Source organism: Kitasatospora albolonga, from assembly GCA_002082585.1.
In the GTDB taxonomy this organism is placed as follows: Bacteria; Actinomycetota; Actinomycetes; order Streptomycetales; family Streptomycetaceae; genus Streptomyces; species Streptomyces stephensoniae.
This window is the reverse complement of sequence record CP020563.1, coordinates 4,697,401-4,709,997: the sequence shown is the minus strand read 5'-3', so window position 1 is coordinate 4,709,997 and position 12,597 is coordinate 4,697,401. Positions and strand designations below refer to the sequence as shown.

The 12,597-nt window shown below is 73.0% G+C and carries 9 protein-coding genes, 1 pseudogene and 1 CRISPR repeat array (1 of these 11 only partly in view); of the genes and pseudogenes, 6 read left to right on the top strand and 4 right to left on the bottom strand.

All coding sequences use genetic code 11. The features are described from left to right. Positions 1–92: direct repeats of the CRISPR family, unit length 29 nt (it extends 913 nt beyond the left edge of the window). A 179-nt stretch (positions 93–271) separates the two neighbouring features. The 4 genes from B7C62_20690 (at position 272) to B7C62_20675 (ending at position 3,089) form a co-directional block, all read left to right on the top strand. Continuing rightward, positions 272–757 carry a hypothetical protein gene (locus tag B7C62_20690; GenBank protein ID ARF74380.1) on the top strand — a complete coding sequence of 162 codons (486 nt, stop codon included), beginning with the start codon at positions 272–274 and terminating at the stop codon, positions 755–757. 377 nt (positions 758–1,134) lie between these two features. Next, a complete protein-coding gene (locus B7C62_20685; GenBank protein ARF74379.1) occupies positions 1,135–2,109 on the top strand; it encodes a MarR family transcriptional regulator in 975 nt (324 codons plus the stop codon). 130 nt (positions 2,110–2,239) lie between these two features. Then, complete coding sequence (locus tag B7C62_20680; GenBank protein ARF77295.1) at positions 2,240–2,647, top strand: hypothetical protein; 408 nt, start codon at positions 2,240–2,242, stop codon at positions 2,645–2,647. Positions 2,648–2,705: 58 nt separating this feature from the next. Then, complete coding sequence (locus tag B7C62_20675; protein ID ARF74378.1) at positions 2,706–3,089, top strand: DUF4440 domain-containing protein; 384 nt, start codon at positions 2,706–2,708, stop codon at positions 3,087–3,089. Between the two features lie 102 nt (positions 3,090–3,191). Here B7C62_20675 and B7C62_20670 read toward each other — a convergent pair whose 3' ends face one another. Beyond that, positions 3,192–3,662 (bottom strand): hypothetical protein, encoded by a 471-nt coding sequence (locus B7C62_20670; protein ID ARF74377.1) that lies wholly within the window; start codon positions 3,660–3,662, stop codon positions 3,192–3,194. A gap of 360 nt (positions 3,663–4,022) precedes the next feature. Between B7C62_20670 and B7C62_20665 the strand changes: the two genes are divergently transcribed. Together B7C62_20665 and B7C62_20660 are read left to right on the top strand one after the other, a co-directional pair. Then, positions 4,023–5,048, top strand: coding sequence for a hypothetical protein (locus B7C62_20665; protein ID ARF74376.1), 1,026 nt, complete (start codon positions 4,023–4,025; stop codon positions 5,046–5,048). A 380-nt stretch (positions 5,049–5,428) separates the two neighbouring features. Beyond that, a complete protein-coding gene (locus tag B7C62_20660) occupies positions 5,429–5,881 on the top strand; it encodes a hypothetical protein (protein ARF74375.1) in 453 nt (150 codons plus the stop codon). A 74-nt stretch (positions 5,882–5,955) separates the two neighbouring features. Here B7C62_20660 and B7C62_20655 read toward each other — a convergent pair whose 3' ends face one another. The 3 genes and pseudogenes from B7C62_20655 to B7C62_20645 all read right to left on the bottom strand — a co-directional run bounded on the left by B7C62_20655 (position 5,956) and on the right by B7C62_20645 (position 12,433). Then, positions 5,956–11,079 carry a hypothetical protein gene (locus B7C62_20655; protein ARF77294.1) on the bottom strand — a complete coding sequence of 1,708 codons (5,124 nt, stop codon included), beginning with the start codon at positions 11,077–11,079 and terminating at the stop codon, positions 5,956–5,958. 322 nt (positions 11,080–11,401) lie between these two features. After that, positions 11,402–11,785, bottom strand: a pseudogene (locus tag B7C62_20650) (methyltransferase). Positions 11,786–11,794: 9 nt separating this feature from the next. Further along, positions 11,795–12,433 (bottom strand): hydrolase, encoded by a 639-nt coding sequence (locus B7C62_20645; protein ID ARF74374.1) that lies wholly within the window; start codon positions 12,431–12,433, stop codon positions 11,795–11,797. Positions 12,434–12,597: the final 164 nt, after the last annotated feature.

The following is a 12,597-nucleotide window of genomic DNA, read 5'->3' as shown; positions in this document are numbered from 1 at the left end:
ACGTGGTCCCCGCGCGTGCGGGGATGGCCCCCAAGCCGCCCAGTCCCGCGCCGGGTCCTCGAAGTGGTCCCTGCGCATGCAGGGATGGTCCAGCGGGCTTTCGCCAACCCGAAGCAGCAGGTCAGAGGGCTGCTGTGATCGGCTCTCGCGGTGCTCCCCCTGGTCGTGCTCCCGAAGCGGCGGGCAGTCCGGGGTGGCGCTCCAGCTCTCTGCGGTATCCGAGCCGGAAGGCGCAGCCGCCCCGCTGGCCCGCGCATGGCACCCTGGTCCAGTGCTCCTGAACGATCTCACCAGCAGTGTCGACCTCCGCCCCGTGCGCTATCAGTTCTCCACGGTCCGGGGCGACTCGTACGACGACAACTGGCTGGTCATTGACGGTACGGTGACGACTCCCGAGGGAAGCTGGTCCTTCACCGAACCGTGTCTGCTCACCAATGAGGCTCTCCAGGTGGCCGCGTGGCTGCGAGCAGTGGCCGCAGGGACAGTGGCCGTGACCGGACCCGATGCCGAAGGTGAGCTGTCGCCGGACATCTGTTTCATCGAGCCGGTCGTGGCTTTCAGCCTCGCCGGTCGGAGCGAGGGCGGGGCCGTGGCGATTCGCGTTCATCTGTCATTGGAGGCAGCGCCCCCATGGCAGCAAGATGACGATAGGGCTGATATCTACCAGTATGCCGTGGAGATCAGGACGGATGCCGCGGCGCTGCTTCGCGCGGCTGACCAGTGGGACCTTTCGCTGGCTTCCTTCCCGCCCCGCTGATCACCACTCATGTGAAAGCCCGGGACTCGGGGCTCGGGTCCCAAGAACCGGGACCCGAGCTTCGGGGCGTCCGGTTCGCTCTTGCGGGGGTACGTAGACGGGTCCCGGTCCGAAGCTCGGGTCCCGGGACACGGGTGTCGGGATGCGAGCTTCGAGGTTCGAGCGCCTTCTTTAACCGGCGGGCACGAGAAGGGGGTTGGGGAGACCTCCCCTACCTCCCTCCCCGGTCGCGGCCGGGGAAGTATGACTAATCGTGACAGCTTGCGGCGGAGCGTCACGACTGCTTACGGTTCGAGAAACGAACGACCCCGGCAGGTGTTGCCACACCGACGCCGGGGTCTGACCGCAAGATCGCGCACAACCTAAAGGACGATCCCGTGGCTACACAGCAGCCTAGCTCCGCCCTGCCTGCCCCCGCACCCGCCGACCCGTACCCGATGGCCAAGCCCGGTTACGGCAAACGCTCCACCCCGGACCAACAACCCCGTACGCGCAACGACTTCACTCTCCTCCCCACCCGCGAGCGGTACGTCGCCGGGTTCGTCGACCACCTCCCCGACGGCGCGGCCATGAGCGTGAAGCAGCTCGCCAAGCAGCTCCCCCTCTACGGCCAGCAGGCCATCTCCACCGCCCTCAACGCCCTCTCCGTCGCCGGGCACTTGCGACGCGTACGGTGCTCGGTCGGCGCGGGCGACGAAACCCGCTGGGTCTTCCGCACCTTCTGGTCCCGCACCGCCCGCGACAACGAATGGTGGAGCACCTACCTCGCCACCGAGAAGGCCGTACAGGCCACGCAGGCCGTGAGTCCCGCACCAGCCCGGCCCGCCCCCGAGGCCCCCGCCGCGCGACAAGCCCCCGAGCCCAACCCCGTACCGCCTCAACGCGCCCCGGACCAAGACCCGGCAGCGGACCTCCCCTCCCCCGCCTACCTCGCCCTGGCCCGCCTCGGCCACCAGGACCACCGGCTCGCCCTCTCCGCCGACGACTGCGCCGCCCTCGAAGCGCGGGCCGCCGAATGGCTCGGCCGGGGCGTGAGCGTCGACTACCTCACCAGCGCGCTGACCGCCGGACTCCCCACCACGGTCGACCACCCCGCCGGCCTCGTCCGCCGCCGCCTCACCGACAAACTCCCACCCCAACTCCCCACCCCCACAACGGCCAACACCCCCACCCGCCGCGTCCTCATGGAGTGCACCGACTGCGGACGGCCCGGCCAGCCCGAGAACCTCCCCGACGGCCTCTGCCGCCCCTGTCGTACTGCCCACACCGCCGAAGCCCCGGTCCAACCCGCCGAAGTCGCCGACGTCAAGGCGCGCATGGCCAACCTCCGCGACCTCCTCAAACCCGTCTGAGGGCGAACAGTTGACCGACCCGCCGGGCCCTCTCCCCTACGATGCGGGGATGCGTGCCACATGGGTGGGGGCGGTCCTGGCGGCGGTGCTGGCCCTGTGCTTCGGCTGGGGGCTGGCGGGGCTGGCGACCTTGGGGTGCGCTCCGCACCCCAGAGGGGGCTGTGGTGTGCCGGACGGTGGCGGAAAGCACTTCGCGGCGTTCATGGCCTCGCCCGTACCGCTCCTCATCATGGTCAGGACCGGGTTCTACCGCAGAGACTGGCGCCCGGCCCTGGGGTACTCGGCCGGAGCGGGCGCGGGAGCCGTGCTCGCCCTGGTCATGGGCAGCTCCGTCGGCCACTGGATCGTGGCGTTCGCCCTCGTAGGGACCGGTGTCCTGGTCCCCTGGCTCGCGCACTTCAACACCCCTGAGGCTCGTAGCGCCAGGCAGGAGGAGCGTCAGCGTCGTATGCGTGAGGAGCGGTTGCGGCGAGCTCGCGCGCGTAGGACCGAGCGGCGACGTGAACGGCGTCGGCTCCGCCGGGACAGCATCAGCTGACGTCTCGCCCCCAAGCCCCCCAGTCCCCAGCGCCGATGCCATTGGGGAAGATCAGTGGATGAGCGGAGAGACTACAGACATCAGCGCGGCCATCACCGGTGAGTTGCAGTTGCTGGACCCCGATGTGCGCATGTCGCCGTCACTCGCCGCGGAGCTGCTCGATCCGGAGTTCATCGAGGTCGGGGCTTCGGGGCGGCGGTGGACGTACGAGGAGATGCTCGCCGCGCTGCCCCAGCTGGACGGCGGGAACACGGGCGGCGGACCGCGCTTCGAGGCGTCCGGTATGACGGGGACCGTACTGGCTCCGGGGCTCGTTCATCTCACGTACGAGAGCGTCTTCGACGGCAACCGGGCCCGGCGGAGTTCGCTGTGGCGCAGGCAGGACGGCGGGACGGCGTGGCGGCTGTACTACCACCAGGCGACGCCCGTCCCGGCCGGGTGAGGGCCCGCCACCGGCCGTGATCACTCGCGGGCCGGACCGGCAGAATCCCCTCGGACCGCCTCCGCAGTGGAGGTGGCCCGAGGGGCCTCACGGAGGTTCGGATCAGTAGTTGTAGCGGTCCACGCACCAGTTGGCCCAGCGCGCGAAGGCGGCCCGGGTGCCGGGCCCGGCGATGCCGTCGATGGCGCCGGTGTAGCCCCAGTTGTTGGCCTTCAACGAACGCTGCAGCGCCCTGATGGTGTTGGGGCCGACGATCCCATCGATGGCACCCGCGTATCCGTGATGATCGCGCAGTGCGCGCTGGATCGCCTTCCAGCTGCCTGTGCCCAACTGGCCGTCGATGGCACCGGGGTTGTAGCCGACTTCCTGGTGTCGGCGCTGGATTCCCTTGGCCTGCCTGACGCTCAGCCCGAGGTTCTGCACCGCTTGCGGGGCGATCTTGGTGGCGGCGGCCGACTTGGTGTCCGCCGGGGCCGCGGCGGCGGTGCCACTCGCACCGGCGAGGGTGCCGACAACGATTCCGGCAGCGGCGACGCTGCTGACGAACGAGCGCTTCCAGGTGCTGAGTCGCATGCTCTTCTCCCTGTATGGGTTTGGAGGAATCGCAAGGACCGTACGGTTCGGCTGCCGTCCCAGGGCGGGTGCGCGCGGTCGTCCCGGGACACCGCGGGACGGCCGGGCCTCCGGCCTGGGCAATCCCACCGGAAAATGGGACAACAAGACGTGGGGCACGTGGGGGTGGGACGCGGGGCGAGACCGGGCGGGGCGGCGCGGTTGGCTCTGCCCCCTTTCCGCAGCAGCGTCGTCTGCGCGGTGCACCCCACCCACCCGACCGGCTCATCCGGACCAACCTCCCCCCTCTGTAGCAGCGTTGTGACCGGAACTGTGCCCTCCATCACATAGTCGTGGTTCACGTACTGATCAGATGGCTCGATGCGCCGAACCTCTCCGCTCCGCCCCGCCCCCTTCCTGTCGGCCGTCGCCGTGACCGCCCTGCTGCTCACGGCCTGCGGGACGGAGCGCGCGGGTGTCGGGGACACCGGGGGCGGCGGGGTTCCCGACGCGGCCGGACCGTCGTCGTCCTCCACGCCGGTCGACGACCCGGGGAAGGACGGCGTACGGGTCACCTCGCTGACCCTCCCGTCAGTCCCTGCCTCCCCCTCGGCTTCCCCCTCGCCCAGCCACGGCTATGCGGTCTCCGCCGATCGCCTCGCCCCGGACACGGGGGCCGGTGCCGACTTCGAGGTGACCAACGAGAGCTCGGAGAAGCTGACGTACACCGTCATCATCACCTTCACGAGCGACGACGGCGGGGCCATGGCCAACGAGACCGCGACCGTACGCGACGTGGGCCCCGGCAAGACCGTGCGGGGCACGGTCCGGGCGGAGGGGCTGCCGCCCGGTGCGCCCCGGATCACCGGGGCCAAGGTGCTCCAGGTGACCAAGGTCCCCGCGAGCGAGGCGCCCGCCGAACCGGGTACGTGCCCCGCCTCCGGCATCCGGGTCAGCGCCGACCAGGGCGACGCGGCCATGGGGCTGCGCGTCGTGGGCCTGCATCTGGAGAACTGCGGTACACGTGACTACACCGTCCAGGGCTATCCCCTGCTGAGGCTCCTGGACCACGGCATGAAGCCCGTCGACGGCATCGAGATCCTCGACGGCAGCGGCGAGATCACCACGGGCGCCGGGCCCGACGAGCCGCCCCGCCCCGTCACCCTCGGCCCCGGCGAAACGGCGACCGCGGGCCTGGTCTGGCGGAACACCACCGAGTCCGGTACGCCGGTGAACGTGCCCTACGTCCAGGTCCGGGCCAAGGCCGGTGCCGAACCGGTGACGGTGACCCCGGGCCTCGATCTGGGAACCACCGGAAAGCTCGGCGTCAGGCCGTGGAAGAAGACCGATGCCGAGGCGCAGCAGGGCGGCGGGGCAGCGGGTACGAGCGGTCGGCCCGGGCAGTAGGGCCGGGAGACAGGACCCGGCGCCAGCTCCAAGCGGTGCGCCCGGGCAGGAGACCCGAACGGCAGGGCCGGGCTGCGAGAGCCGAGTCGTAGGATCTGGCCGCCAGTCCGGGGGGGGCAGAGCCGGATGGCAGAGAGAGCCGAGCCGTCGGTCCTGGGCTGCGAAGAGGACCAAAAGCGCGTGCGCCAGGCCCGGTGACTCGGGCGGGCCCGTCTACACAGTCGATGGAAAGGGCAGGGCGTATGCGAAGGGCATCACCTCCGGTGGCGGCGGAGGCGGAGGTGACAAGAGCGGCGGCCTCCTCGACCCCTGCCACCTCGTCTTCACCGACATCGGACTCGCCCACTCGGCGCTCCCCGGCACGGTGGCGAGGGGCTGACATGCGCAAGGTGTTCCTCCCGCTGGTGGCGGTCGCCGCTCTGACCGGATGCACGTTCGGGCAGAGCAGCGTATGCACGCTCGCCGACATGGATTCCGGGGTTTCCGTCGTCTGGCGCCCGGCCGACTTCGAGAGCTCCGGCGGGGCGACGATCCGGGTCTGCGTGGACGGCTCGTGCGAGGAGCGCGCATCCGGCAACCCGAGCGATCCGATGGGAATGGTGTCGGTGCGGCTTCCGCAGGACATCGGGGCGAAGAAGGTGCCGGTCGAACTGACCGTGACTCCGGTGAAGGGCGGCAGCCCGGTCAAGGACACCGAGCAGGCCCAGCTGACCGAGGAACACCCCAACGGCAAGGGCTGCGACCCCGTGGCCTACGTCGCAGGCTTCCGCGCCGACCCGGTCAAGGGCCTGGTCTCCTCGGAGGGCTTCTCCCTTCAGGGGGAGAAGGGTTAAGGGACGGGCCGCCCCCGCCGAACGATCGGCGGGGGCGGCCCTGGTCTCAGGGTCTCGTCGGGGGCGCTGCGGTCTCAGGGCCCCGTCGGGGGCGGTGCCGCCGTCGCCCGCAGGCCCAGGTGGTCGCCCGGGTCCGTGACGGCCGTGGGGTGGGCGGCCAGGAGGCGGCCGACCGCGGGGAGAGGCATCCGGATCACCACCGGGCGCGGCAGCGTCATCTCGCGTACCGCCACCTCCGTACGCGAAGTGCGCACCCGGTTCGTCACCCGGGCCACCACCCGTATGTCCAGGGCGAATTGCACCAGCACCGAGCCGAACTTGGGCTTGTGCAGCGGCATCGAGCCCGCGCCGTGTGCCGCCGCTCCGCTTCCCGAGGCCGAGCCGCCCGTGTTGCCCATGAGCTGGTTGAGCCGGAACTCGTCGGCGTTCAGGACCCCGGCGCCGAGCAACCCCCGTGCCTGTCTGCCCTGTTCGGCCGAGCTCTGGCCGTCCGTCTGGGTGGGGCGGGGCGCCCCGAGGTCGCTCTGCGCCACCGTCTCGAACGTCATCGTGTCCCCGGCCCCCAGCACCCGCCCGTTCCGCAGCCGTGCGTGCACCGACGCCTGGAGGTCCTGGCCCTCCGCCCCGCTCACGTGGACCGGCGGCAGCTCCGCCCCGGCGGAGGTGAGCAGCGGGAGGGCGGCGATCAGCCACTCGGTGGAGACCGCCTCGCCCAGGGTGTACGCGGCTGCCTGCCCCTTCCCCCGGAAGCGGTCGTTGCCGCCCGCCCGCCGCACCGCCGTCGACACCAACTCCCTTACGTAGGGCGCCCCCTGGAAGCCGTTCACCTGGGCCTCCATCGGCAGCGGCACCCCGCCCGCCCGCCAGGCGCCCAGCCCGGCCGGTGTACCGGCCGTCGCGTCGGGAGCGGCGGGAAGCGGGGTGCGGCGCGGGGTCCTCACCCGGCCCAGGGCCTCGAAGTCGCTCTCCAGGACGCGGTGGACCAGGGTCATACGGCCCAGGCCCGCCATGGCCAGCCTGCCCGCGCCCCGGTGGAGTTCGAGGGACGCCAGGATCGGCACCCGTACCTTCACCGCCTTGGCCGTCTTCGCCTCCGCGACCGTCTTCATCCCCAGCTGGCCCCGTACGGCACCACCGCGACGGCGTCCGGAGCCCGAGCCTGCACCGAGCCCGGCCGCCCCGCCCGCGCTCTTGACCTGCCCCGCCCCGCCCTCCGGCTTTCCGGAGGCCCCGAGGACACCCTCCGCCCCTTTGGCCGAGCCCTCGTCGTGGGAGGTGGCCTGCTGGGCGACCGCCGAGGTGATGTACTCCATGTCCCGGCCGTCGTCCGCCTGCCCCTCCTGGACGCCTTCACCGATGCGGTCGACCTTGAACACCGCCCAGTACGGTGTCTTGCGCCCGTCCAGGAGTTCCACGGTGACCCCGCCGTCCATGGCGCTCGCCAGCAGCCCGGTGGAGCCGTCCCGGTCGAGGACCCGCAGCAGGCGCTGCACGTTGTCGTTGCGGTCCCGCAGCTGCTGGCGGGGCAGCAGGTCGTCGGCGAGGTCCTGGTGGCCGCCGGTCGCCAGGGTGGTGCGCAGCCGGTCCAGCAGGGGAACGAAGTCCGGCAGGTCCTCGATCATGCCGAAGCCGAGGGGCAGGGCGCGGGCGAAGGTCGGCCTGGGCCGCCGGGCCGGGCCACCCGTCGCGCCTGTCGCCGCAGTCGCACCCGTCGCCGTACGCCCTGAACCCTCGGCCGCCGTCGCCGTACGGCCTGATCCCCCGGCCGTCGCCGCCGTACGGTTTGAGCCCCCGCCACCACCGTCCCCGTCCAGCTTCAGCGCCCTCCGCGCCGACGCGGGCAGAGGCACCCCCGCCGCCCTCAGCTGCTCCGCCGTCAGCCACACCGCCGCCGCGCCCGGCAGCGTCTGCGCCGCGTTGGCCACGTACGGGCCGCCGCCCGTGACCTTGACCTCCGCCACCATCGTGACCAGCAGATCGCACCGGACGAGGTACAGCGGGGCCTTCTTCGGGGTGTGGGCGTTGCGCTCCACGGCCCCCGACACGGTGGCCGCCCCGGTGTCGCCCGCCGAGCTCGACCCGTACGCCGAAAGACCCTCGGCGAGCCGCCAGTCGGCGCCGTTCTGCGCGCCGGTGACCCCGAACTGGACGGTTTCGGAGGTGCCTTGGCCCTGCTGCCCGCCTGCCTGGTGGCCGCCCAAGACGAACGTCTCGGTACCCGGCCCTGCGGCCTCGTGCACCAACTGCGGTGCGGCCAGCGCCAGTCGGGTGCCCACGGCACCGTTCAGCGCGGCCAGCCGACGCGGGTACCGCAGGTTCTTCACCACCCAGCCGGAGGACGCGGCCTGCCGCAGCGCCGCCGTGATCGCGCGCGGGCTGAAGCGCTCCTCGACCGCCAGCCGGGGCGCCAGCCCCTCCGTGGACAGCGCCGCGTCCCGGCGGCCCGCCTCGCCCCGGGCGGCGGCCCGGGCCAGCAGACCGAGGGCCAGATCGCGGACCGGCTGCCCGTCGCCGACGGTCTCCACCAGCTGCCAGTCCCGTACGAGCTGCCCGGCCGTCGGCACCGGGGCCAGCCCGGCCAGGTCGCCGATCCCCGTCGCGGCGACGGGCCGCTCCGGGCCCGGGGCCTGCCCGCCGCCCGCGTCCAGCCGCGCCTTCTCCGCCGTGCCGACGGTGAACTCGGACGGCGTGAGCAGCCGTACGTCCTGCTCCTCCAGGTGCAACCCGGACAGCAGCCGGGGCTCCGGCGCGTCCCGGCCGGGGCTGCCCGGGGTCACGGCACGGGCCAGCTTGCGCTGCCGCGAGGTCATGGTGACGTCCACGTTGAGGCGCAGCGCCGCCCCGAACGCGCTCGCCTTCTCCGAACCGTTGGCGACGACATCGGTACGGGTGGTGGGTCCGGCCTGGTTGCGGCGGGAGCCGGTGGCGTTGCGCTCGTAGCGGGCCGAAGCGGTGAGGATGCCCGGCACCAACCGGGCCTGGGCCAGCACCATGCCGCCGATCGACCGTGAACTGCTGCGCCCGCTCTGTACGTTGGCGGCGACCCCGGAGTGGCTGCGCGCCAGCCAGTCGTCGATCTCGCCGAGGTGGCTCGCCTCGCCCAGGGTGCCGTGGACCCGCAGCTGGACGTCGTGGGCGTGCAGGGTGGTCTTGCGGCGCAGCCGGACCCGGATGCCGGTGGAGAGCAACTGGTCCTTGTTCACCCGCAGGTTGGCCTCGGAGAGCGCGGCCATCAGCTCGCGGTAGTTGGTGCGCTGCGCCTCGTCCTCCTCCCGGCTGGTGTCCGCCGCGGGCGCGGTGGTGCCGAAGGCGGGCAGGTAACCGGCCAGCCGGGGGTCGGTGGCGAACAGCTTCTGCACGGCCCGCACCATGGGCCCGGTGTCGAGCCGGCCGATCGTGACGCTCGACCCCATCGCACCGAAGGGGAGGTGCCGCGCGTCCGCAGCGGGGGCGGCGGCCGGGGTCTGCGCTGCCCCGGAGGCCGGGGCCGGGGTCTGCACCGCCCCCGGAGCCGATGCGGGAGCCGGGACCGGGGCTGTTCCCGGAGGCGAGGCCGGAGCCCCCGCCTGCCGCGCCGGTCTCTTGATGAACGCGTCCGCCGTCACCCCCGGCGGCAGCGGCAGCCCCAACTCCTGGGCCTCATCCGCCCGCAGGCTGACCCAGACCCGCATCGTGTGCGTGGCGACCCTCGCCTCCGGGCGCAGGACCATCCGGGCCGAACGGGGGCCGGTGCCCTCCACGGTGAACCGTACGGTCCCCAGGTACAGCACCTTCTCGCCCCGTACCTCCGCGCCCTGCCGACTGGAGACGGTCTGCTCGTTCACGCTGAACCGGGCCTTGCGGGCCGCGGCGACCGGCATCGCCGTACCCCGGATCACGGCCGCGTTGGGCGCGCCCCCGAACCCGACCGCCGGGCCCGCGCCGCCCGCGAGGGAGCGCCCCTTGCCCGCCGATTCGGTCCTGGTCTGCTGGGCCTGCTGGTGGGTACGCAGCTGGGTCTTCCCGGTGCCCCAGGCCGGGGACAGCCCGGTGACGGCGGCCCGCATGCGGTAACTGCCCGCGCTGCTGCCGTCCTTGGAGTACAGATCGTCCCCGGTGACGCCGTCGCCGCCCAGCAGCCGGGGCAGGTCCTCCAGCACGGTCGGGGTGGCGGTCGCCTCGTACAGCCGGGAGCGGCCGGGGGCGCCGGGCGCGGTCAGCGAGGGGTGCAGGACGGAGGCGACCGCGTCGAAGAGCCCGCCGCCGCCCCGGTGCGGCGCGGCGGTGTCGGACACGGCGACCGGGGCCAGCGAGTCGGCCAGCGAGACCTGCCGCGCGAGGTCGGCGCCCACCGGCTGCGGCCGGCCCGGCGCCCCGGTGGTGGCCGGGATCAGGTGCTCGGTGGGCACCCGCTGGGTGAGGGTCCCCGAGCCCCGGAAGACGTGCTCGCCCCGGCCCGCCTGGGGCCGGATACGTACGCGGTAGACCACCCGGCGCTCCACCTCCACCGAGCCCTTGTCGCTGCGCAGCACGCGCGGTTCGGCCACGCCCCGCTGGGTGCGGGAATCCCGCGAGGACTGCCAGGGCTGTACGCTCCCCGTCGCCGCGGCCCCCAGCCACACCCCCGGCGCGACCGGAGCGAGCCCGAACACCGTGCCGCCCGCGCCCGTGCTGGACGAGTTGCCCACCGAACTGCTGCTGCTGGCACCGCTGTTGTGCTGGACGTCGACCTTGGTGTCCTTGCCCTCGGCGTCGTCCAGCGCGGCGAGCGGCGCCCCGCCCGGGTCCGGCGCGGCCGTCGCGAGGGCGGCAGACGGATGGAACACGGGCGGCCGGTCGTCGGGCGCGGGCGCGATGCTCACGGTGACGTCGAACCCGGCGCTCCCGGCTCCCCCGGCCCCCTCCGTGCTCCCGGTCCCCTCCACCGCGAACGCGCGCCCCTGCCCGAAGAACGACTCGGGCCGCCCGGCCAGCTCGGACGCGATACCGGCCACCGTGCCGTCGCCGTGCCCCACCACGGTCGCGATCGCGGTGCGGACGAACTCCTGCCCGGTCAGCCCGTACGCCGTCGACAGCCCGCCCGCCTCCAGGTCCATCAGGTACGGCGGCAGTACGAGCCCCTGTTCGGCGCTCTCCTCGATGCGCGGGGGCAGGGCGACCGGCCGCTTCCCCCGCCGTACCGCCCGCGCGGTGGCCGCGTTCCCCACCGTCTGCTGCATGCCCTGGAGGCCCCGGGGACCACCGCCGAAGACCCCCGGACCGGCCGGATGCGCCACCCGGGGCGCCTGCCCGGACCCCTCGGCCGTACGCCGCGCGCCCCCGGCCCCGCCGTCGTTCCCTGACCGCTGCTGGCTCCACACGGGCACAACGTAACGAGCGGCGGGGCACCTCACAGCCGGTCGGCGGGCCGTGCGGACGATCGCCGCCGACTCCACATCCGCGCGCCAACTCCCGTACATCTGCACGTCCGTGCACGACCTGGTGGACCGGTTCCGGCCGCCCGCTGAAGCCCCTCGGCCGCCGCACGCGCGCCGGAGCCCCCTACCCCCGGGCAGGCCGGACGACCTCCGACGGCTCCCGCAGCCACACCTGCTGCCCCCGGCTGCTCACGGTCAGCCCGAACTGATCGGCGCCGGGGCGCCCCGCCGACTCGTACTCCCACCAGACCTGTTCGATCTCCTCCCAGAGCAGGCCGGGCCCGTACTGCCACACCTCCTCCCCCGTGGCGGCCGTGGCGGCGGCTCCGTCCTCGCGGGTAACCCAGACCCGGGCCCCCTCAGCGCTGTCCTGATGGACGAGCCGTACGCCGGGCAGCCGCGCCCCGGCATACAGGGCGAACCCGAGATCGAGAAGCCGTACGGGGTCCAGGCCCGCCGCGCGAGCCCGCCCCTTGCCCCGCACCTCGTGGAGATCGGGCACCCGGTGTCCGTTCGCTTATTCCTCCACGATCGCCGTCAGCTCGACGAGGGATTCGACCACCCAGTCGGCCTTTTCGCGGACACGCGGGTCGTTCGCCCACAGGTGCCCCCACGGACCGCGTCGAAGGTGCACGGTGCGCAGCCCGGCCTCGGCGGCGGGGAACGTGTCGTTCGCGGGGTGATCCCCGATGTACACGGTGTCCCTCGCAGGAGCACCGGACACGTCGAGAACCCGCGCGAAGAACTCCGCCGAGGGCTTGGCGCAGCCCCACTCCTCGGAAGTCGCGACAAGATCGGCGGGCAGGTCCAGCGTCCGGAGCAACTCACCTGCGCGCGCTGTCTGGTTGCCTGCGACAACGACACGCACGCCGAGTGCTTGAAGCCGGGCGAGCGCGGGACGGACGTCCTCGTACAGGTCGGACTCGTCAAGATGCTCACCCCGCCCGGCGGCCTCTCGGGCAGCGTATTCGGCAGGGATATCGATACCTGGTCTCACGAGCTTCAGGGCTTCGGAGTTGTCGAGCCCCTGAGCGGTGACGGCACCGACCAATGCCGACAGCGTGTGCCTGGGGGTGCCGAGCCAGTCGGCCCAGGAACCCCAGTATCGGTCGTCACGGACGAGGGTCTCACCGATGTCGAACACGAACGTCTTCACGTGGCGAGCCTACGTACGGTTCCGGATCACGGCGCGCGGCGTCGGCCACCGGCTCGCCTCCGCCCGACGAGAACGGAGAACAAGCCGGAACCCGGCGATACCGGACGGTCGACGGGGAGAGCAGAAGGGCGCTCGGTACGTGATCCGCCCCCGTCGAGAGCACA

Coding starts and splice junctions, on each gene's coding strand:
- B7C62_20675 (ARF74378.1), top strand. CDS start 2,706: ATGAGCGGAGAGACTACAGACATCAGCGCGGCCATCACCGGTGAGTTG.
- B7C62_20670 (ARF74377.1), bottom strand. CDS start 3,662: ATGCGACTCAGCACCTGGAAGCGCTCGTTCGTCAGCAGCGTCGCCGCT.
- B7C62_20655 (ARF77294.1), bottom strand. CDS start 11,079: ATGCAGCAGACGGTGGGGAACGCGGCCACCGCGCGGGCGGTACGGCGG.
- B7C62_20665 (ARF74376.1), top strand. CDS start 4,023: ATGCGCCGAACCTCTCCGCTCCGCCCCGCCCCCTTCCTGTCGGCCGTC.
- B7C62_20660 (ARF74375.1), top strand. CDS start 5,429: ATGCGCAAGGTGTTCCTCCCGCTGGTGGCGGTCGCCGCTCTGACCGGA.